We start from the raw sequence: 21,559 nt of genomic DNA, 5'->3' as shown, positions 1-21,559 counted from the left end.
ATTCAACGGTTCCATCCGCAGATTGCTCCCCATCGCGTCGTGGTGGGGATGGAGCCGTCCGGCCACTACTGGAAGCCGCTGGCCCACTATTTGCAGCAGGCGGGGTTTCACATAGTGTTAACCAACCCGTTTCATGTCAAGTCCAGCAAGGAGTTGAGCGACAACTCCCCCACCAAGAATGACCGTAAGGACGCCGGAGTGATCGCGGAGTTAGTGCAAGAGGGGCGGTTTTTGCGTTGCTATTTACCGGAAGGCATGTACGCCGAACTCCGGGTGCTGACCGTGACCCGGCAGCAGCAGCGGCAGAAGCTCAATGCAGCGCTGAACGGTCTACAGGCCATCCTCGACGAGCATTTCCCGGAGTTCACCGAAGTGTTTGCCGATCCCTTGGGCAAGGCCGCTCAGTACGTGCTGCAGCACTGTCCATTTCCTGTAGATGTGCAGGCCTGGTCCCAACAAGACTTGGCTGCCGCATTGAAACTGGCGACCCGGCAGCGGGTTGGGGAGAAGCGGGCGGCCAGCCTGCTTGCCGCAGCGGCCCGGTCGATCGGCGTACAAAGCGGGCTGCAAGGCGCCCGGCTGAAGCTACGTTCCTGCTTGGCGGAAATCGCGTTTTGGCACGAGCAAATGGAGCAGACCGAAGCGGCCATGAAGCAGGCCCTGGAGCAAACCGGTCTTGCTCCGTACCTTCTGAGCATTCCCGGCGTCGGCGTGGTCACCGCCGCGTCCTTCTTGGGCGAAGTGGGCGACCTTGGACGCTACGAGCACTGGAAGCAAATTCAGAAGCTGGCGGGTTATAACCTGACCGAGAACAGCTCAGGCCAGCGAACGGGCCAAACAAGGATTTCCAAACGTGGTCGGCCTGTGCTGCGCAGCCTGCTGTACCAGGCGGCGCTGATCCTGGTGTCCAAGAATCGGGAATTCAAGGCGCTGTACCAGCACTTCCTCACCCGGCCGGTAAACCGGCTACAGCGTAAGCAGGCTCTGGTGGCTGTCGCGCTCAAACTCTTGCGGGTGCTATACACGCTGGGCAAGGAAAAGCGCCACTACGATGCTTGTCGCGTTCTGGGCAGCTACCGCCGGCAACAACTGGCGCTCAACGCGGCCTAGGAGCGATATTAGCGATATTAAAGTTCCCGTCTTGGGTGGGGGAAGCTGTATCCCTCCATTCGGGCATAGACCCTGCAACAAAGTACAGCACGCCCCACCCAGCCCCCATTAGGTAGAACGAAGGAATGTCGGGGCATTGACCCTGCGAGACATGATAGGGTGGCCAGGGGGCTGAATGGGTGGAGTCCCGCCCAAGGTAGGGAAGATATTCTTTTCTAAGAAACAACGAGCATCCGGAAGCAAACTAAGCAAAAGAGTGAGATAGGAGGTCCGGGTTTTTTGAAAGTCGGTGAGATCTTCAGCCTGGCCATTCGCCTGGGAATCGAGAATGACCCGCGCGGAGCGGCGGAGGTGGAGCGCCTCCTGGCGCGCGAGCGGGAGCGGGCGTCGGAACTGAAGGATGAGGATCGGCCGTTCTACGACGAGGAGCGCCTCACCAACCCCTATCCCGACACGCGCCTTCTATATGGCGACCCGGAGCGTGAGGTCCGAGGCTGCCTGGTGGGCATCGATATGGAAGCGGGGGAGGTCCTGCTCGCCGACCGCCTGCGGGAGCGGGGGGAGGCCGTGGACCTGGTCATCGCCCATCATCCCGAAGGCAAGGCCCTGGCAGGCCTGCACGAGGTCATGCACCTGCAGGAGGACGTGCTGGCGGCTTTCGGGGTGCCGATCAACGTCGCCGAGGGGATCCTGTCCTCCCGGATCAGCGAGGTGAAGCGCGGCCTTCTGCCTTTGAACCACAACCGGGCCGTGGATGCCGCCCGGCTCCTGGACATCCCGCTGATGTGCACGCACACCGTGGCCGACAATATAGTGACGGGTTTTCTCCAGCGGTACCTCGAGGAAAGGCAGCCGCCGACGCTGGGGGACGTGATCAAGCGCCTGCGCGAGCTGCCCGAATACGCGGAGGCCGCGCGTTTGAACGCCGGTCCGACACTGATCGTCGGTTCGCCCGAACGGCGGGCCGGCAAGATCTTCGTTGACATGACCGGCGGCACGAGCGGGTCGGAGGATGCGTACAGCAAGCTGGCGGCGGCCGGGGTCGGCACGCTGGTCGTGATGCATATGGGCGAGAAGCACCGTAAAGAGGCCGAAAAGAACCACGTCAACGTCATCATCGCCGGCCACATGGCCAGCGACTCGCTGGGGATGAACCTGCTCCTTGATGAGCTGGAAGCACGGGGCGTGAAGGTTATCCCGGCCGCCGGCCTGATCCGCGTCGACCGCCGGGCGGCCACAGAAGTGTAGAGCTTGAGAGGTGGACACGATCCATCCTCAGTAAAACCTTGGTCCGGGGGCATAAACGGGTTGGGGGTCTGGGTGAAGACCCCCAACCCGCTCCCTTCCGGCCGAGTTTACAAGTGTTGAGGTTATCGGATAATGGACAACGCTAAGCAGGTTCGCCATCCGGAACTCCTGGCCCCGGCCGGGTCCTGGGAGGCGCTGGTCGCCGCGGTGCAGAACGGCGCCGACGCCGTCTACCTCGGGGCCCGCTCCTTCAATGCCCGGGCCTCAGCCGCCAACTTCGACGCCGGCGAACTGGCCCGCGCCATCGACTACGCCCACGTCCGCGACGTCAACGTCTACGTCACCGTAAACATCCTCCTCGCCGACACGGAACTCATCGAGGCGGCCCGGCTCCTGCATTTCCTGTACCAGGCCGGGGCGGACGGCGTCATCGTCCAGGACCTGGGCCTGGCCCGTCTGGCCCGTGATCTCCTGCCGGACCTGCCCCTGCACGCCAGCACGCAGATGACGGTCCACAACCTTTCCGCGATGCGGTTCCTCAAAGACCTCGGCTTCACCCGCGTGGTGCTGGCCCGCGAACTGAGCCTCGACGAGATAAGAAACTTGAAAGAAGAGAGCGGCCTCGAGGTCGAGACCTTCGTCCACGGCGCGCTCTGCGTCTGCTACTCCGGCCAGTGCCTGATGTCGAGCTTCATCGGCGGCCGCAGCGGCAACCGCGGGCGCTGCGCCCAGCCGTGCCGGCTGCCCTATCAGCTGCTGGGCGGGGACGGCGGGGAGCCGGCCGCCGAGGGCTACCTGTTGAGCACGCGTGACCTGAACCTGTCCGGCCGCCTGCCCGAACTCATCGCCGCCGGAATCGACGCCTTCAAGATCGAAGGGCGGCTGCGCCGCCCCGAATACGTGGCCACCGTCGTGGGGATCTACCGGCGCCTGCTGGACCGGGCGCTCGGCGGCTCATTTTACGTTAGGCCCGAGGAGGAGCGCGACCTGGCGCAGATCTTCAACCGGCGCTTTACCACGGGCTACTACTTCGACTCTCCCGGGAGAGAACTGGTCAACTTCAAACAGCCGAACAACCGCGGCCTGCCCGTCGGGCGGGTACGGCGCTACGACGCCCGGTCTGGGGCGGCCGAGGTCGCCCTGGAGGGGGACCTGCACATCGGGGACGGGGTGGACTTCTGGGTTACGGTCGGGGGAAGGGTCTCAACCGAGGTGCACCGCCTGGTATGCAACGGGCGGGAGGTGGAAGGGGCCGGCGCCGGGGATGTCGTTGCCCTGCCGGTAAAGGGCCGCATCCGGCCGGGCGACCGCGTCTTCAAGACGTGGGACGCCGCCCAGCTGCGCCGCGCCCGGGAGTCGTTCACCTCCCCGCGGGAGCACGTAAAGATCCCCATTACGGCCGCCGTGCGGGCGGTGACCGGGGAACCGCTTCACCTGACTCTGGCCGACGGCCGGGGGCACATCGTTGAGGCTTCAGGGGCGTCACCTCTCCCCGAAGCCGAACGGCATCCCGCTTCCCGGGACGACCTGGCCGGGCAGTTGGACCGCCTGGGGAATACGCCGTTTGTCCTGGCCCGCCTGGACGCCGAGTTGGACGGCCGGGCCATGGTCCCCCGGAGCGAGGTCAACGCGGTACGCCGTGCGGCCCTTGAGGAGCTTGAAGCCCGCCGGGTCGCCGCCCGCCGCCCGCGAAAGGCTCTCCCACCGGAGGAATTCGACCGCCGCCTGGGAGAATATCTCCCACGGATCTCAGGGCCCCCTGTGCCGGCACAGCCGGGCAAGGACGGCCGGGGCTCTCCGGCGGAAGGCCCGCCGGGCCGCCCCCTGCTGGCCGTCGCGATGAGCGCCCCGGCCGCCGTTGAGGCTGCTTTACGGGGCGGGGCCGATATCATATACTTTCCGGGGGAGGCGTTCGACGCTCCGGGGACGGTCGGCGAACGCGGGCTGGCCGAGGCGCGGCGCCTCTGCTCGGCGTATGGCGCAAGGCTTTACTACTGGATCCCGCGTATCGTGCGGGAGGCCGAGGCGGAACGGTACCGCCGCCTGGCGCGGGGGGCGGACGGCCCGTACGACGGCATCCTGGCCGGCAACCTGGGGCTGGCCATGGAGTTGGCCGCGGCCGGGCTTCCGGTCTGGGCGGACTATCCCCTGAACGCCTTTAACGGCGCCGCCCTGAACCTCCTGGCACGGCAGGGCCTGCAGGGGGCCTGCCTTTCACCGGAGATGACCCTTGCCCAGGTAACGGCCGCGGCGGCCGCGGCGCCCCTGCCGCTCGAGGTCCTCGTCCACGGTTCGGTGCCCCTGATGGTCTCCCGGTATTGCGTGATCGGCGCCGCCGGAGGCACCTGTCCGGGGATGCCCTGCACACGGCCTTGCCGGCGGGGACGGTTCAGGCTCCGGGACAGGATCGGGATCTCTTTCCCTGTGGCCGTGGATGCCGCCTGCCGCATGCACATTTTTAATTCGCGGGACCTTTGCGTGGTGGACCTGGTCCCGGTCCTGGCGCGCGCAGGGCTGGCGCGCCTGCGCCTTGACGGGCGGCTCAAGGAGCCGCAAGGCCTTGAACGGATGACCGCCATATACCGCCGGGTGCTGGACGACCTGGCCGAGCGGCCCGGAGCATACGAGGTTCCCGAAGCGGTACGCTCGGACCTGGCCGCGCTCAGCCCGGGGGGCCTGACGAAAGGACATTATTTCCGCGGGGTGCTGTGATTTGTCTGCCGTTGCCACGGCGCGAACCCTGGAACGCCTGGAATTTGACCGCCTGTTGGCCCGCCTTGCCCGCCACGCTTCTTCGCCGCTTGGCCGGGAGGCGGCGCTCGCCCTTTTGCCCTCGGCCGACCGGGAACTGATCCGCCGGTGGCAGGCGGAAACATCTGAAGGCCGGGAGATCCTGCGCCTGGACCCGACGGCCGACCTCGGCGGCTGGTTCGACCTGCGCAGCCACCTGCAGCGTGCGGAGCGTGGAGGGACCCTTGACGGGCCGTCGCTTTTCGAAATCGGGGCCACCCTGGGGGCGGTACGGCGCGTAAAGGAATTCTTCGCCCGGCGGACCGCCGCGTACCCCCGCCTGGCCTCGCGGGCATCGACCCTCGTTCCGGCGCCCGATCTGGAGCGGCGGATCGCGGCCGCCATCCTGCCCGGGGGCGAGGTGGCCGACCCCGCGTCTCCCCCCCTGGCGGACCTCAGGCGCCGCCTGCAGCAGGCGCGCCTGGCGGTCAAGGAGTATTTGGACCGGGCGATCCGCTCGCCGTCGCTTCTGAAATACCTGCAGGAGCCCATCGTCACTATGCGCGAGGGGCGCTATGTCCTGCCGGTGAAGGTGGAATACCGGGGTCAGGTCCCGGGGCTGATCCACGACCAGTCGGCCAGCGGGGCCACCCTTTTCATCGAGCCGATGGCCGCCGTTGAGAAGAACAACGAGATCCGCCGGCTGGAGGCCGCCGAGAAACGGGAGGTACAGCGCATCCTCGACGATCTCACGCGGCGGGTGACGGATGTTGTCCCGGACCTGGCCCTGGCGATGGACGTCCTGGGCCACCTGGATTTTGTGCTGGCGAAGGCCCGCTGGGCGGAGGAACTGGACGCCGTCGCCCCGGAAATCGGCGAGGGTGCTCACCTTGCCTTTCGCCGTGCCCGCCATCCCCTGATCCCGGGGCGGGCCGTGCCGATCGACGGGCACCTGGGAACCGACTTCGATACTCTCGTGGTCACCGGGCCGAACACCGGGGGCAAAACCGTAGCCCTCAAGACCGTCGGTGTGCTGGTCCTGATGGCTCAGGCGGGGCTCCACGTCCCGGCGGAGGAGTGCCGCGTGGGCCTTTTCGACCGGGTTTTCGCCGATATCGGCGACGAGCAGAGCATCGAAAACGCCCTGAGCACCTTCTCGTCGCACATGGCCAACATAGTGCACATCCTTGCCGAGGCCGGATCGGGTTCGCTTGTCCTGATCGATGAACTGGGCACCGGTACCGATCCCGTTGAGGGCGCCGCTCTCGCCCAGTCGATCCTGGAGAGCCTGCAATCCTCCGGGGCGCGAACGATCGCCACCACCCACCTCGGGGAGCTGAAACAGTTCGCGGCGACCCGCGAACGGGTGGCCAACGCCAGCGTGGAGTTCGACGCCGTGACTCTGGAGCCCACCTATCGCCTGATCATCGGCCGTCCCGGCCGCTCGAACGCCTTTGAAATCGCCCGGCGGCTGGGACTGCCGGAACGGGTCGTCGCTCGCGCGCGGGACTTCCTGACCGCGGACCAGCAGCGGGCCGAAGAACTCCTGGCCGACCTGGAGCGGCAGCAGCGGGAAACGGAACAGGCGCGCATGGAAGCGGAAAGGCTCCGGGAGCAGGCCGCAGCGGACGCCGCCCGGCGAAGGCAGGAGCTGGACGAACTGCTGGGTAAGAAGAAGGCCGTCCTGGAGCGGGCCGCGGTGGAAGCCCGGGAGGCCCTGCGCGCCATCCGCCTGGAGGGGGAAGGGGTGATCCGGGAGCTGCGCGAGCGGGTCAAGGCCGCCACCGCCAGGGAACGGGAGATGGCCATCCAGGAGGCGCGGGAGCGTATCGAGGCCCTGCACGACCTGGCGCCGCCGCCGGTCCCGGTGCCTGACGCCGGGGAAGCCCCGGCGGCCGTCACCGCGGGGGATGGGGTGTACCTGCCGCGCTACGGCCAGTTCGGCCAGGTGATCGGCACCGCGCGGGAAGGGGACGAGGTCCTGGTGCAGGTCGGCGCGGTCAAGGTAACGGTTCCCCTGACCGAACTGCGGGCCTCCCGGGCGCCCCAGGCCAGGCGGGAACGGACGGCGGGCACCGGCTTCGCCCTGCAGAAATCGCGGGATTTCAAAAGGGAATTGGACCTCCGCGGCAAGCGCGTCGAAGAGGCGCTGGCGGAGATCGAAAAATACCTTGACGATGCCGTCCTGGCCGGTGTGACAAGGGTTCACCTCATTCACGGCAAGGGGACGGGCGCCCTGCGGGCGGCCGTCCAGGAATGGCTCAAAGACGAGCCGCGTGTGTCTTCCTTTCGCCTCGGCGACCAGGACGAAGGGGGCCTTGGGGTGACCGTTGTCGACCTGGGCGGAAGGCTGTAGGGGGGAAAACAGGTCTATTGCGTGTTGTTGAGGAATGTTACCGCTGCCTTGAGGGCCTCATTCGGAAGACCGCCGAACTGGCCACGGCCGACCCCGATTTGATGCGAAAGGCTGCGGCGGCGGGCATGGCCGTCTTGGACCGGGAGTTTCCGCGCCGCCCCATCCCCGTGCGGGTGGCCGCGGCCGCCCAACGCGCGGTAAGGGAGATCTCCGGCAACGCCGATCCCTTCGCGGCGGTCAAGCGGCGGGAAATGGCGATGGCCGCCGGCCTGGTGAACGAGGTGACACCGCTTTGCGGCGGCGGGCTTGCGGGGTTGATTACCCTGTCGGCCCTGGGCAACGCCGTCGACTTCTTCCGGGACCTGGCTGCGGTGCGCCATGACATCAAGGGCGGACTGCGCTTCGCCCGGGACGAAAGGGACCTTCTGGCCAGGCGCCTTGAGAGGTCGCGGGTGGTCCTTTTCCTGGCGGACAACGCCGCCGAGGTCTATTTCGATCGTCCCCTGGTCGACTACCTGTCCCGGCGGGCCGAGGTCGTCTATGCCGTCAAGGGCGGTCCCGTGCAGAACGACCTGACGGTAGCCGATCTCAAGGCGGCAGGTATTGACCGCGAAATGAAGAATATCGTCACTACCGGACTGGACATGCCGGGGCTTGACCTCGAAGCAGCGCCTCCGGAAATCAAAGACGCTTTCGCCCAAGCGGACCTGGTGATAGCCAAGGGCATGGGCAACTACGAAACACTGAGCGAACAGGCGCCAACGGACAAGGTATTTCACGTTCTAATGGCGAAATGTGCGACCGTAGCCGGCTCCCTGCAGGTGGATGTCGGGAGCCTGGTGGCGGTCTTCGGTGGAAGGGGGTCTTGCGATGCTTAAGGTTGAAGGCTTGGCCGTTGCCGTGGGGGACCGTGTGATCCTGCGGGACATCAACCTGGAAATCCGTACGGGGGAAACCCACGTCCTTTTCGGACCCAACGGTTCCGGCAAATCGACATTGCTGGGGACCCTGGTCGGTTTTTCGCGCTACAAGGTGCTGGACGGACGGATCCTGTTCAAGGGCCAGGACATCACGCATATGGCGGTCCATGAACGTGCGCGGAGGGGGATTGGTCTATCGTTCCAGCGCCCGCCGACGATCAGGGGGCTTTCGATGCGGGACATGGTGCATATCTGCGCCCGCGGCCGCGAAGTGCCGGCCGACCTGCCCACGCAGTTGAACTTCGAGAGATTTATGGACCGGGAGGTCAACCTCGGTTTCTCCGGCGGGGAGATGAAGCGCTCGGAACTCCTCCAGCTGATCGCCCAGGACCCGGACCTGGTTCTCCTGGACGAACCCGAATCGGGGGTCGACCTGGAAAACATCGACCTTATCGGCCGCACCATCAACCGGCTCCTGGACCGCGGCATGCCCGGCCAGTGCCATAAGACCGGCCAGCGCTGCCGGCGGCACCAAAAGTCGGGCCTGGTCATTACCCATACCGGTTATATCCTGCAGTACGTCAATGCCGACGTGGGGCACGTAATGTTCGAAGGCCGTCTGGCCTGCAGCGGAAACCCGCTTGAACTGTTCAACTGCATCCAGCAGCAAGGGTACGGCGCCTGTATTCGCTGCGAAGCGTTGGTTTCCATAGAGGGGGACGAGGGAACAAGATGAAGAAAGACACACGTATCGGTCCGCAGAACTTCAGCGGGGATCCCCCCCGGCGAACCTATCTGGAAGACCTGGGCATGCTTCGTCCCGAGGACCGGGACAGGATGCTCCATACCGGGGTGGACGTCGCGGAGAAGGATCGCTCCGGGACCTTTATCCAGATGGACCACTCCGTCGTCCACTGCGGGGTAAGGCAGGACGGGCTGGAGGTAATGAGCACCGCCGCCGCCGCCGAGCGCTATCCCTGGCTGGCCGGTTACCGCTGGCGGCTCGTGCAGGCCGACAAGGACGAATACACGGCCTATGCCCGGGAGCACGCCCGCCACGGCTACTTTATCCGGGCTCTTCCCGGGGTTAAGGTGACCTACCCGCTTCAGGCCTGCATGTACATCGCTGCGGATGGCATTACGCAGGCCGTGCATAACATCGTCGTCGTCGAAGAGGGCGCCGAGCTTAATCTGGTCTCGGGCTGTGCCAGCGCCCACGACGTACAGACCGGGATGCACCTGGGCATTTCCGAGTTCTATGTCAAAAAGAACGCCAAGCTGACCTTCACCATGATCCATAACTGGGCGGAGAAGATGCAGGTCCGCCCGCGGAGCGCCGCCCTGGTCGAGGAGGGCGGTGTTTACCTCTCCAACTATGTCTGCATGCAGGCCGTGGACGTGCTCCAGATGTACCCCATGGCCTACCTGGACGGGCCGGGAGCCACCGCCCGGTTCCATTCCATTCTCGTCGCCCCGCCGGGAAGCTACATGGATGTCGGCTCGGGCGTGGTGCTGCGCGCCCCGGATACACGGGCCGAGTCCATCGCCCGGACGATCACGACCGGGGGAGAGATCATCAACCGCGGACGCCTGGTCGGCGAGGCGCCGGGGGTCAAGGCCCACCTGGAGTGCAACGGCCTGATCCTTTCGGAGCGGGGCCTGATTCATGCCATCCCGGAGCTTGTGGCCACGGTTTCGGGGGCCGAGATGTCCCATGAAGCGGCGGTCGGTAAGATTGCGCCGGAGGAGATCGAATACCTGATGGCCCGCGGGCAGAGCGAGGAAGAAGCTACGGCGACGATCGTCCGCGGTTTTCTGAACGTCCGCATCGAAGGCCTGCCGCCGGAACTCCAGGCCGAGATCGACCGGGCTGTCGCCGCCAGCCAGGAAAGCATCATGTAGCGCCGGTCCACCGGCCGGAAAAGAAGGAAGCGGCAGCGGGATTTCTGCTGCCGCTTCCTTTGATGTCTCACCGCGTCTTTTAGGGCCTCAGGATACGGTCCAGGTCCAGCAGGCCGGGCTCACGCTGCCATGTCCCGCGGTCGTTTTGCCGGTCGTCGGCAGGCGGGAGGTTATCCGGGCTGTTGTAGCCGCCGCCGTTCCGCTCCTCATCCGGCGGCGTTTCCCCGTCCACCGGGGGTAGAGTCGGCAGGCCCGGTGACGGGCCGGTTCCGTTCCCCGGGTAAGGCGCGCCCAGGCTATGGACGTCACACGTCTTGGTCGGCAAACGTTCGGCAAAGTCCTTGACGAACGGGGGCACCTCATAGCCCGTGTTCACCCGGACCTGCGCCACTCTTTCGGGGCAATACTCGCCGGCCAGCAGCCCGGAGACCGGGCAGATCTCGGCCAGGACGTGAGTATTATCCACTTCGGTGGGCTCCGTGCCTTTTACGAAGTAATCGGTAACCAGGTGTGCCGGCGGGGTCAGGGGACCCGGGAGCAAGCCCGACTTGGCATCCACCGTGGCCGACACAATCCCGCCGGGCCGTGGGAATCCACGGACCGGCACCCCCTCCAGGGCCTTGCTCATCACGTCCCGCCAGATCTGGGCGGTATACGTCCCGCCGTAGCAGCCTTGGGGCAGCGAGATCGTCGCATCGTCGTAGCCCATCCAAACCGCGCAGGACAGTTCCGGAGTGTAGCCGACGAACCAGTTGTTTTCCCGTTTGTCGGTCGTCCCGGTTTTACCGGCCACCGGGCGGCTGCCAAGGCGGGCCCGCGTACCCGTGCCCTGCTGCACCACCGTCCGCAGCATATCCGTCATCAGCCAGGCGGTGGTGGGCTTCATGGCCCGGTGCTTGGCGGGCTCGAACTTTTCAATGAGATTGCCCTGCGCGTCCTCGACCTGGCTGATGGCGGTAGGCTCCACGTAGACCCCCTGGTTGGCGAAAGCCCCGTAGGCGGCCGCCATCTGCAGAGGAGTCACCCCTTTGCTCAATCCCCCAAGGGCCATAGCCAGCCCCTCCTGTTCGGGCCGGAGGGTGGTGATGCCCAACTTCCGTGCGAATTCGACGGCCGGGCCGGTAGTAACCTTTTCAAGAACCTTGACGGCCACCATATTGACGGAGAGCGAAACGGCGGTACGTATGGTGATCAGCCCCCGGTAAACGCCGTCGTAGTTCTTCGGTTCCCACTTCGGGTACTTTAACGGGATGTCGTCAATGACCGTCGCGGGGCTCATACCCAGATGTTCAATGCCCGGCCCATAGGCGATGATGGGTTTGAAAGCCGAGCCCGGCTGGCGGGTGGTGCGGGTGGCGCGGTTCCACTGCCGGAGCTGGGTGTGCTCCCGCCCGCCGACAATGGCCTTGATATGCCCGTTGTGGGGGTCGACCACGACCAGGGCGGCCTGGGGCTGGAGAACGCCGTTCTTGTCACGTTTAGCTGTCGGGAAATTGGATGCCTTGGCCATGGCCGCCTCGGCGGCCTTCTGGATCTTCGGGTCGAGAGTGGTGTACACCTTAAGGCCTTCCCGGAAGACCCGCGCCTCGCCGTAACGGCTGACCAACTGGTCGGTCACGTAATCGACAAAATAGGGGTAGGGATAAGTCTCATGGGACGGCTTCTCCGTGTTGAGCTTAAGCGGCTTGGTTTTGGCGGCGGCTGCTTCGGCCGGGGAGACAAAACCGTATTTCGCCATCAGGTCCAGGACGGTGTTCCGCCGGGCGACGGCTGCATCAGGATCCTGAAAAGGGGAATAAGCGCTGGGGGCTTTCAGTAAACCGGCCAGAAGAGCGGCCTCGTCCAGCTGCAGCTCATCCACGGACTTGCCGAAATAGGTCCGGGATGCCATTTCGATGCCATAGGCGCCTTCACCGAAATAGTTCTGGTTGAGGTAGAACTCGAAGATCTCATCCTTCGTGAAGTGACGCTCGACCTGTATGGCCAGGAACGCTTCCTGGATTTTGCGCTTTAACTTCTTCTCGGGGGTTAGAAAGGAGTTCTTGACCAGCTGCTGCGTGATCGTGCTGCCCCCTTGAGAAAGACCTCCCCCGGTGATGTCAGCCCAGGCTGCGCGCCCGATGGCCCGCAGATCGATGCCGTGGTGCTGATAAAAACGAACATCCTCGGCCGCCAGCACGGCCTTCTTAATGACCGGCGGCACATCCTGGATCCGCACCAGGACCCGTTTTTCTTTCCCGAGCTGCGTAATCAGGTGGCCGTCTTTGTCATAAATCTCGGTGGCATTGCTCGGGTCAAGGGCTGCGGGATCCCAGGCCGGGAGCCCCTGCAGACTGTAGACGATCATTCCGAAGGCGGCGCCGCCGCCCAGAACCACGAGCAGGGCGAGGATGACAATTATCAGCCGGGCGACATTTAGCTTCCGTTTCTTCTTTTTCCTGACTTGCATGTCGTTTATCATCTAATTTTCACCTGCCTGCATTATACCATACCCTCCCGCCGGGGAAGCAGTCCAGAATCAACCTATGGCCCGGCCGGAGCAGGAGTTAAACCCCGTTACCCGAAGTACATTAAAAAGGTAAGGAGGATGAAACGCTATGGCTCATATGGAGCCCGGTTTCGCGCCGCTCCGACTTTCACTCTGGCGGCGGCTGTGGGGAGTCCTGGTTGCTCCCCGGACGACCTTTGAAGACATTGTGACCAGGGGCGGCTTTTGGCCGGGGGCGGCGGTCGTCTATTTGGCGGGCCTGCTGGCGGCCCTGTCGACCCTGCCGAAACTGCGGGCCTTTGCCCTCTGGCAACTCCAACAGGGACCGAACGCCTTGCCCCCGGAGCAGTTGGCCGCGGTCAGGGGTTTCGCCACGACGGCCGCACTGGTCGAACTCTTTTTTGGGGCGCTTATCGTGCCTACCGTCGTCTGGCTGTTTGGCGCGGGGCTTCTGAAAATCTTCAACCGGAGCAGCGGGGAACCAGTACCCTTCGCCAGCCTGGCGGCGGTCAGCGTCTTTGCCTATGTACCGATGCTCCTTGGGGATTTCGTCCGTGCCGCGTTGATCGCTGCCAGCTCCTTCGAGCGGCTGGGGTCCATAGGCACGAGCCTGGGGGCGCTGTTGCCCGGCCGGACCGAAATCGCCTGGCTCGACCTTGTCCTCGCCCAGGTGGACCCCTTCGCCCTCTGGGCCCTTGGGCTCTTCAGCCTCGGAGGCGCCCTGGCCCTGCGGACCAGGACGAGTAACATCGCCCTTGTGGTTTTCAGCCTTTGGGGACTCTGGGTAGTCGTCGGCGTGTTTCTCGGCCTGCGATCCCCTTCCGCCTAACCATTTAACGCGCCAAAGGGGTGGTCTGTGACATCATTCGGCCGCCGGGGTCTATATTGCGGCTGTCGTGACCCCCTGGTATGATAGGGAAGAAAATCCCCTGTGGAGGCTGGATAATGCTGGAGCGGGAGCAGGAGACGGAACTGGCGCGCCAGATGGTGATCATCAAGCGCGGGACGGCGGAGGTCATTCCCGAAGAGGAACTTGCCGGAAAACTCCGGCGGTCGATCGCCACGGGGCGCCCCCTCCGGGTGAAACTGGGACTTGACCCCACGGCCCCCGATATTCACCTGGGACATACCGTAGTCTTGCATAAGCTGCGGCAGTTCCAGGACCTTGGCCACCAGGTCTGCCTGGTCATCGGTGACTTCACCGGCCGTATCGGGGATCCGAGCGGGAAATCGGAGACCCGCAAACAGCTCTCCGAGGCCGAGGTCCTGGCCAACGCCCGCACTTACGAGGAGCAGGTCTACAAAGTCCTGGACCCGGACCGGACGGAGATCTTCTTCAACAGTCACTGGCTGGCGCCCCTGGACTTCGCCGCCGTGATCGAGCTGTCGTCCAAGTACACCGTGGCGCGCATGCTCGAGCGGGACGACTTCGCCAAGCGGTTCCGCGAGGGGCTGCCGATCAGTATCCACGAGTTTTTCTATCCGCTGATGCAGGGCTACGATTCGGTGGCCCTTAAAGCGGATGTCGAACTCGGCGGCACGGACCAGAAGTTCAACCTGCTCGTCGGCCGCACGTTGCAGAAGGAGTACGGGCAGGAACCCCAGGTCGCGCTTATGATGCCCATCCTCGAGGGCCTTGACGGCATACAGAAGATGAGCAAAAGCCTGGGAAACTACGTGGGTGTCAACGAGCCGCCGGGGGAAATGTATGGTAAGCTGATGTCCATCCCGGACACCCTTATGCCCCGCTACTTTGATCTGGTCTGTCCCCTGCCGCTGGAAGAGGTGCAGGCGATCAACGCCGCCCTGGCGGAGGGGGCCAACCCGCGGGACGCCAAAATGCGCCTGGCCCGGTCGATCGTCGCCGCCTTCCACGGCGAGGAAAAGGCGCGCGAGGCCGAGGACGAGTTCCGCCGCGTCTTCCAGCGCCATGAACGGCCCAGCGAGGTACCGGTTTACGCCGTCCCTGCCGAACTGGCGGAGCAGGGCAGGGTCTGGCTCCCCCGCCTGATGACACTGGCCGGTCTTACCAAGAGCACCAGCGAGGCCAAGCGCCTCATCCAGCAGGGTGGGGTAAAGATCGACGATCAGAAGGTGAGCGATCCGGAGATTGAGATCATGCCCCGCCCGGGCATGGTCATCCAGGCCGGCCGGCGCAGGTTCGTGAAGCTTTTCTAGCACCGCTTCATATACTTCCTAGTAGGGCACCGTGCTTTATAAAAGGAAGGCGGGGGCGGGCCGTGTTCAAGAGGCGCCGCAGAGGGGCCTTTTTTATCTTCCTGGCCGTAATGGGCATTCTCATTATGGCCGTCATAGTCGTCGAGCGGCGGCTCGCGGAGACGATCGTGGCCATGGCGCAGGCGCGGGCGGTTCAGACCGCCGTCAGCGAGGTAAACCTGGCCGTCCGCAGCCACCTGGCCGCGGCGGGCGTCGACTACCAGGACCTGATCGAGCTGCATAAGGATGACCAGGGACGGGTGGTGATGATGCAGGCGAACACGGTGCGCATCAACGAACTGGCGGCCGGGTTCGCCCTGGCGGCCGAGAAGAACCTGCGGGAGATGGACCGGGACAGCTTCTCCATTCCTCTCGGCCAGGTCACAGGGAACCGCCTCCTGGCCGCATGGGGCCCGCGTATTCCGGTCCGGATCCTTCCGGTGGGCGCCGTGCGGGTCAACATGAGCGACCGCTTCGAGTCCGCCGGTATCAACCAAACCCGCCACCGTATCTACCTTGACCTGGATACCGACCTGCGGGTCGTCGTTCCCTGGCATGAAAAGAATGTGCAGGTGACTACGCGCGTGCCCCTCGTGGAGAACATCGTTGTCGGCGGCGTCCCTTCGACCTACGTCGGGCCGGGTGCCGGCCTCCTGGGCCTTGGGCTCTACGGCACTCCGCCTCCCGGCAGCGGCTCATAACCGGCCGCGGTGCTGGATAAAATATTCAGGGAAAATGGCGTTCACCGGCGTTGACACGCTGGGGGCGCTATGCTATATTAAGACTTGCGGCGCGAGCCGGGAAGAGAGTTCTTCCTCGGAAACCAGGAAATGGCCCGTTGACAACGGGGTGCCGCAAGTGATACGATAACAAATGTCGCGGTCAGCGACAGAGGGCCATCAAAGCGGTCTTTGAAAACTGAACAGTGGCGTTTGCGAAGAGCTTTAATGGAGAGTTTGATCCTGGCTCAGGACGAACGCTGGCGGCGTGCTTAACACATGCAAGTCGTGCGGTCCAGCACTCAACTTGAGGAGTCAAGTAGCAGACAGAATTAACCTGATAGCGTCCCGAGGACGACGGTTAGCTTTGATTGCAGGTGGCTCTTCGAGTTGAGTGCTGGATAGCGGCGGACGGGTGAGTAACACGTGGATAACCTGCCTTACGGACCGGGATAACACCGGGAAACTGGTGCTAATACCGGATACGCTCTCCGGGGGGCCTCTCCTGGGGAGGAAAGCCGGCCTCTGGTTCAAGCTGGCACCGTGAGATGGGTCCGCGGCCCATTAGCTTGTTGGCGGGGTAACGGCCCACCAAGGCGACGATGGGTAGCCGGCCTGAGAGGGTGGTCGGCCACACTGGGACTGAGACACGGCCCAGACTCCTACGGGAGGCAGCAGTGGGGAATCTTCCGCAATGGGCGCAAGCCTGACGGAGCGACGCCGCGTGGGGGACGAAGGCCTTCGGGTTGTAAACCCCTTTTCTGAGGGAAGAACGCCTGTGTTGCGAATAGCGGCGCAGGGTGACGGTACCTCAGGAATAAGCCCCGGCTAACTACGTGCCAGCAGCCGCGGTAAGACGTAGGGGGCGAGCGTTGTCCGGAATTACTGGGCGTAAAGGGCGCGTAGGTGGCCCGAGAAGTCGCGAGTGAAAGGTCACGGCTCAACCGTGGAGGTGCTTGCGAAACCATCGGGCTTGAGGGCAGGAGAGGGAAGTGGAATTCCCGGTGTAGCGGTGAAATGCGTAGATATCGGGAGGAACACCAGTGGCGAAGGCGACTTCCTGGCCTGTTACTGACACTGAGGCGCGAAAGCTAGGGGAGCAAACAGGATTAGATACCCTGGTAGTCCTAGCCGTAAACGATGGGCACTAGGTGTTGGGGGGCTCATACCCTTCAGTGCCGCAGGTAACCCAATAAGTGCCCCGCCTGGGGAGTACGGTCGCAAGACTGAAACTCAAAGGAATTGACGGGGGCCCGCACAAGCGGTGGAGCATGTGGTTTAATTCGACGCAACGCGAAGAACCTTACCAGGGCTTGACATGCCGGTGGTACAGAGTGGAAACACGACGGACCTTTCGGGGAGCCGGCACAGGTGGTGCATGGTTGTCGTCAGCTCGTGCCGTGAGGTGTTGGGTTAAGTCCCGCAACGAGCGCAACCCTTACCTCTAGTTGCCAGCGCTAATGGTGGGCACTCTAGAGGGACTGCCGTCGACAAGGCGGAGGAAGGTGGGGATGACGTCAAATCATCATGCCCTTTATGCCCTGGGCTACACACGTGCTACAATGGCCGGTACAACGGGAGGCGAAGGGGCGACCTGGAGCAAATCCCAAAAAACCGGTCTCAGTTCGGATTGCAGGCTGCAACTCGCCTGCATGAAGGCGGAATCGCTAGTAATCGCTGGTCAGCATACAGCGGTGAATGCGTTCCCGGGCCTTGTACACACCGCCCGTCACACCACGAAAGTCGGCAACACCCGAAGTCGGTGCGGTAACCCAGCACTCAACTTAGGGAGCCACGTAGCAGGTATGACTAACCTTGCAGTGTCCCGAGGACAACAGGTTGGTTTAGTCTGCAAACGGCTCGTTGAGTTGAGTGCTGGGAGCCAGCCGCCGAAGGTGGGGTCGATGATTGGGGTGAAGTCGTAACAAGGTAGCCGTACGGGAACGTGCGGCTGGATCACCTCCTTTCTAAGGAGAACTTTGCCTCACAAAGTTCATACCACTTTAACCAAGCCGGCAAAACGCCACTGTTCGGTTTTGAGAGACCGCGGGCCCATAGCTCAGGTGGTCAGAGCGCACGCCTGATAAGCGTGAGGTCGGTAGTTCGAATCTACCTGGGCCCACCATAAAACAGAAGTGAGAAGTGAGAGGTTAGAAGTGAGACCGGGTAGTGGAATCGGCTCTCAGCCGATTCTTACCTTGTAATCCTGCCTCTAGCATCTCACATCCCGCATCTCAAACGGGGATGTAGCTCAGTGGGAGAGCACCGCCCTTGCAAGGCGGGGGTCGGCGGTTCGAATCCGCTCATCTCCACCAGAAGTTTGGGCTCTCAGCGTTCTTTGACAACTGCACAGCGCAGGTCAGACGAGACAAGTTAGTAAGGGCGTACGGTGGATGCCTTGGCGTCAAGGGCCGAAGAAGGACGTGGCAAGCTGCGAAAAGCCTCGGGGAGCCGCAAGCAGGCATCGATCCGGGGATATCCGAATGGGGCAACCCGGCGGGGGAGAACCCCCGTCATCCCGCGCTGAACACATAGGCGCGGTGAAGGGCACCGGGTGAACTGAAACATCTTAGTAGCCCGAGGAGAAGAAAGCAACCGCGAACCCCCGAGTAGCGGCGAGCGAAAGGGGGCGAGCCCAAACCGCAAGCGTGTTAAAGCCTGCCGGCGTTGCGTTTGCGGGGTAGAGGGAGAAGGCCGGAGCGTGCGGCGGCGCGCTCGGGGTAAAGCGTTTTTAGGGGAAGCGGGCTGGAAAGCCCGGCCACAGAGGGTAAAAGCCCCGTACCCGAAAGGAGCGCGTGCACCTGGGCCTTCGTCCCAAGTACCGCGGGGCACGAGGAATCCCGTGGGAATCCGGGAGGACCACCTTCCAAGGCTAAATACCCTTGACGACCGATAGCGCACTAGTACCGTGAGGGAAAGGTGAAAAGCACCCCGGGAGGGGAGTGAAAGAGAACCTGAAACCGTATGCCTACAAGCAGTCAGAGGGCTATTATAAAGCCTGATGGCGTACTTTTTGTAGAACGGGCCGGCGAGTTACTGTTGCAGGCGAGGTTAAGGGAGCGATCCCGGAGCCGCAGCGAAAGCGAGTCTTAACCGGCGCCAGTCTGCGGCAGTAGACCCGAAACCGAGTGACCTACCCATGTCCAGGGTGAAGCGCGAGTAAAGTTGCGTGAAGGCCCGAACCGACTGTCGTTGAAAAGGCAGCGGATGAGGTGTGGGTAGCGGTGAAATGCCAATCGAACTCGGAGATAGCTGGTTCTCCCCGAAATAGCTCTAGGGCTAGCCTCGGGTAAGAGAGTACTGGTGGTAGAGCACTGGTTGGGCTAGGGGCCTTCACCGGTTACCGAACCCATTCAAACTCCGAATGCCAGATACTTGTTGCCCGGGAGTCAGACTACGGGTGATAAGATTCGTGGTCGAGAGGGAAACAGCCCAGACCGTCAGCTAAGGTCCCTAAAATAGGCTTAGTGGAAAAGGATGTGGAGCTGCTGAAACAGCCAGGATGTTGGCTTAGAAGCAGCCATCATTTAAAGAGTGCGTAATAGCTCACTGGTCTAGCGGCTTTGCGCCGAAAATGTAACGGGGCTCAAGCCTATTACCGAAGCTGCGGCCCAGCACTCAACCCAGCTTTTGATAGGACGGCGTTGCAAGTAATTGTAACGTAACCCGAAGAGGTAACCTATCAAGCGTTGGGTTGAGTGCTGGGGGTAGGGGAGCGTTCCCATTTGGCTGAAGCCGTACCGGAAGGAGCGGTGGACGGATGGGAAGTGAGAATGCCGGCATTAGTAAGCGACAAGGCAGGTGAGAATCCTGCCCGCCGAAAGCCTAAGGTTTCCTGGGGAAGGCTCGTCCGCCCAGGGTAAGTCGGGACCTAAGGTGAGGCCGAAAGGCGTAGCCGATGGACAAACGGTTGAGATTCCGTTACCACCGACCACCGCTTGAGGATGGGGTGACGCGGAAGGGTAGGTTAAGCGCGCGGTTGGAAAAGCGCGTCCAAGCCGGTAGGGTGTGGGATAGGCAAATCCGTCCCACGCAAAGCCCGAGAGGTGACGGGGAGGGAAACTAAGTACCGAAGTAACCGAACCCAGGCCGCCAAGAAAAGCCTCTAACGAGGTGCGTTGGTGCCCGTACCGCAAACCGACACAGGTAGGCGGGGTGAGAATCCTAAGGCGTGCGAGAGAACCCTCGTTAAGGAACTCGGCAAATTGACCCCGTAACTTCGGGAGAAGGGGTACCCCGTCAGCGTGAAGGGATTAACTTCCGGAGCGCGAGGGGGTCGCAGAGACCAGGCCCAGGCGACTGTTTACCAAAAACACAGGTCCCTGCCAAATCGCAAGATGACGTATAGGGGCTGACACCTGCCCAGTGCCGGAAGGTTAAGGGGAAGGGTTATCCAGCACTCAACTGTTCCTACCGAAAAGGAGGACAGTGATGCACTACGTGTACGTGCTTGTAAACGAGAAGCAGGAAATCTACATAGGCAGAAGCGCCGACTTAAAGACTCGTTTAAAGGCACATAACGCAGGAGGCAGCCGTTGGACGAAAGGGCATCGGTGGGAGTTGGTATACTATGAAGCATACCGCTCGCTCGATGATGCCAGGGAACGGGAACGGCAGTTAAAGCATCACGGTCAAGCGAAACGCTGGCTGAAGCAGCGCATCGCGAACAGCCTTCTAACGGTGGAAGAGTTGAGTGCTGGAGAAGCTCTGAACCGAAGCCCCGGTAAACGGCGGCCGTAACTATAACGGTCCTAAGGTAGCGAAATTCCTTGTCGGGTAAGTTCCGACCCGCACGAAAGGTGTAACGATCTGGGCGCTGTCTCAACGAGGGGCTCGGTGAAATTGTAGTACCGGTAAAGATGCCGGTTACCCGCAGCAGGACAGAAAGACCCCGTGGAGCTTTACTGTAACCTGACATTGGACTTTGGTATAGCATGTACAGGATAGGTGGGAGGCGGAGAAGGCAGGGCGCCAGCCTTGCCGGAGCCAACGGTGGGATACCACCCTTGTTGTATCGGAGTTCTAACCTGGGGCCCTGATCGGGTCCGGGGACCGTGTCAGGCGGGCAGTTTGACTGGGGCGGTCGCCTCCCAAAAGGTAACGGAGGCGCCCAAAGGTACCCTCAGCGCGGTTGGAAATCGCGCGGCAGAGTGCAAAGGCACAAGGGTGCTTGACAGCGAGACATACAGGTCGAGCTGGTGCGAAAGCAGGGCTTAGTGATCCGGCGGTTCCGCGTGGAAGGGCCGTCGCTCAGCGGATAAAAGCTACCCCGGGGATAACAGGCTTATCTCCCCCAAGAGTCCACATCGACGGGGAGGTTTGGCACCTCGATGTCGGCTCATCGCATCCTGGAGCTGGAGCAGGTTCCAAGGGTTGGGCTGTTCGCCCATTAAAGCGGTACGTGAGCTGGGTTCAGAACGTCGTGAGACAGTTCGGTCCCTATCCGCTGCGGGCGCAGGAAACTTGCGAGGATCTGTCCCTAGTACGAGAGGACCGGGATGGACGCACCGCTGGTGTACCAGTTGTCGTGCCAACGGCACCGCTGGGTAGCTATGTGCGGACGGGATAAGCGCTGAAAGCATCTAAGCGCGAAACCCACCTCCAGATGAGGTTTCCCACCCCGCACTCAACTTGGGGAGTCAACCGGCAGGCAAAACTAACCTTGGTCCCCCGCGGACAATTGTTTGGCTTTGTTTGCCGACGGCTCTTCGAGTTGAGTGCGGGGGTAAGACCCCTGGTAGACGACCAGGTAGATAGGCCGGGCGTGTAAGACCAGCAATGGTTTCAGCGGACCGGTACTAATCGGTCGAGGGCTTGTCTCGTCGACCTGCGCTGTGCGGTTTTCAGAGAACGCTGGGGCGCTAAAAAA

11 protein-coding genes, 2 tRNA genes and 2 rRNA genes are annotated in these 21,559 nt (G+C 63.0%); 14 read left to right on the top strand and 1 reads right to left on the bottom strand.

Features of this window, described 5'->3' with window-relative positions:
- From QMC81_05015 to QMC81_04985, 7 genes are all read left to right on the top strand, one after another.
- Positions 1–1,110: IS110 family transposase (locus tag QMC81_05015; protein MDI6906834.1), on the top strand; the 1,110-nt coding region annotated here is incomplete at its 5' end.
- Between the two features lie 279 nt (positions 1,111–1,389).
- Positions 1,390–2,358 carry an NGG1p interacting factor NIF3 gene (locus tag QMC81_05010; GenBank protein MDI6906833.1) on the top strand — a complete coding sequence of 323 codons (969 nt, stop codon included), beginning with the start codon at positions 1,390–1,392 and terminating at the stop codon, positions 2,356–2,358.
- Between the two features lie 132 nt (positions 2,359–2,490).
- Complete coding sequence (locus tag QMC81_05005) at positions 2,491–5,070, top strand: DUF3656 domain-containing protein (GenBank protein MDI6906832.1); 2,580 nt, start codon at positions 2,491–2,493, stop codon at positions 5,068–5,070.
- Position 5,071: 1 nt separating this feature from the next.
- Complete coding sequence (locus tag QMC81_05000) at positions 5,072–7,444, top strand: endonuclease MutS2 (GenBank protein ID MDI6906831.1); 2,373 nt, start codon at positions 5,072–5,074, stop codon at positions 7,442–7,444.
- Positions 7,445–7,461: 17 nt separating this feature from the next.
- A complete protein-coding gene (locus QMC81_04995) occupies positions 7,462–8,322 on the top strand; it encodes an ARMT1-like domain-containing protein (GenBank protein ID MDI6906830.1) in 861 nt (286 codons plus the stop codon).
- Entirely contained in the window at positions 8,315–9,100 is a 786-nt protein-coding gene (locus QMC81_04990; GenBank protein ID MDI6906829.1) for an ABC transporter ATP-binding protein, read from the top strand. The genes QMC81_04995 and QMC81_04990 overlap by 8 nt, the downstream gene beginning before the upstream one ends.
- Complete coding sequence (locus QMC81_04985; protein ID MDI6906828.1) at positions 9,097–10,266, top strand: SufD family Fe-S cluster assembly protein; 1,170 nt, start codon at positions 9,097–9,099, stop codon at positions 10,264–10,266. The genes QMC81_04990 and QMC81_04985 overlap by 4 nt, the downstream gene beginning before the upstream one ends.
- A 79-nt stretch (positions 10,267–10,345) precedes the next feature.
- Here QMC81_04985 and QMC81_04980 read toward each other — a convergent pair whose 3' ends face one another.
- Positions 10,346–12,727 carry a penicillin-binding protein 1A gene (locus tag QMC81_04980; GenBank protein ID MDI6906827.1) on the bottom strand — a complete coding sequence of 794 codons (2,382 nt, stop codon included), beginning with the start codon at positions 12,725–12,727 and terminating at the stop codon, positions 10,346–10,348.
- A gap of 136 nt (positions 12,728–12,863) precedes the next feature.
- Here QMC81_04980 and QMC81_04975 point away from each other — a divergent pair, with 136 nt between their 5' ends.
- The 7 genes from QMC81_04975 to QMC81_04945 all read left to right on the top strand — a co-directional run bounded on the left by QMC81_04975 (position 12,864) and on the right by QMC81_04945 (position 21,512).
- Positions 12,864–13,583, top strand: coding sequence for a YIP1 family protein (locus tag QMC81_04975; protein MDI6906826.1), 720 nt, complete (start codon positions 12,864–12,866; stop codon positions 13,581–13,583).
- A 116-nt stretch (positions 13,584–13,699) separates the two neighbouring features.
- Entirely contained in the window at positions 13,700–14,932 is a 1,233-nt protein-coding gene (gene tyrS / locus QMC81_04970; GenBank protein MDI6906825.1) for a tyrosine--tRNA ligase, read from the top strand.
- A 62-nt stretch (positions 14,933–14,994) separates the two neighbouring features.
- Positions 14,995–15,672, top strand: a complete 678-nt coding sequence (gene yunB, locus QMC81_04965) for a sporulation protein YunB (protein ID MDI6906824.1) — start codon at positions 14,995–14,997, stop codon at positions 15,670–15,672.
- Positions 15,673–15,915: 243 nt separating this feature from the next.
- Positions 15,916–17,657: ribosomal RNA gene (locus QMC81_04960) — 16S ribosomal RNA — on the top strand.
- 81 nt (positions 17,658–17,738) lie between these two features.
- Positions 17,739–17,815, top strand: a tRNA-Ile gene (locus QMC81_04955).
- A gap of 115 nt (positions 17,816–17,930) precedes the next feature.
- Positions 17,931–18,005: transfer RNA gene (locus tag QMC81_04950), tRNA-Ala, on the top strand.
- Between the two features lie 51 nt (positions 18,006–18,056).
- Positions 18,057–21,512 (top strand): 23S ribosomal RNA (locus QMC81_04945).
- Together the 16S and 23S rRNA genes with 2 tRNA genes alongside form the textbook arrangement of a ribosomal RNA operon.
- Positions 21,513–21,559: the final 47 nt, after the last annotated feature.

The sequence above is a fragment of the Thermoanaerobacterales bacterium genome (genome assembly GCA_030019475.1).
In the GTDB taxonomy this organism is placed as follows: Bacteria; Bacillota; Desulfotomaculia; order Desulfotomaculales; family JASEER01; genus JASEER01.
This window is presented reverse-complemented; position numbering and strand designations above follow the sequence as displayed.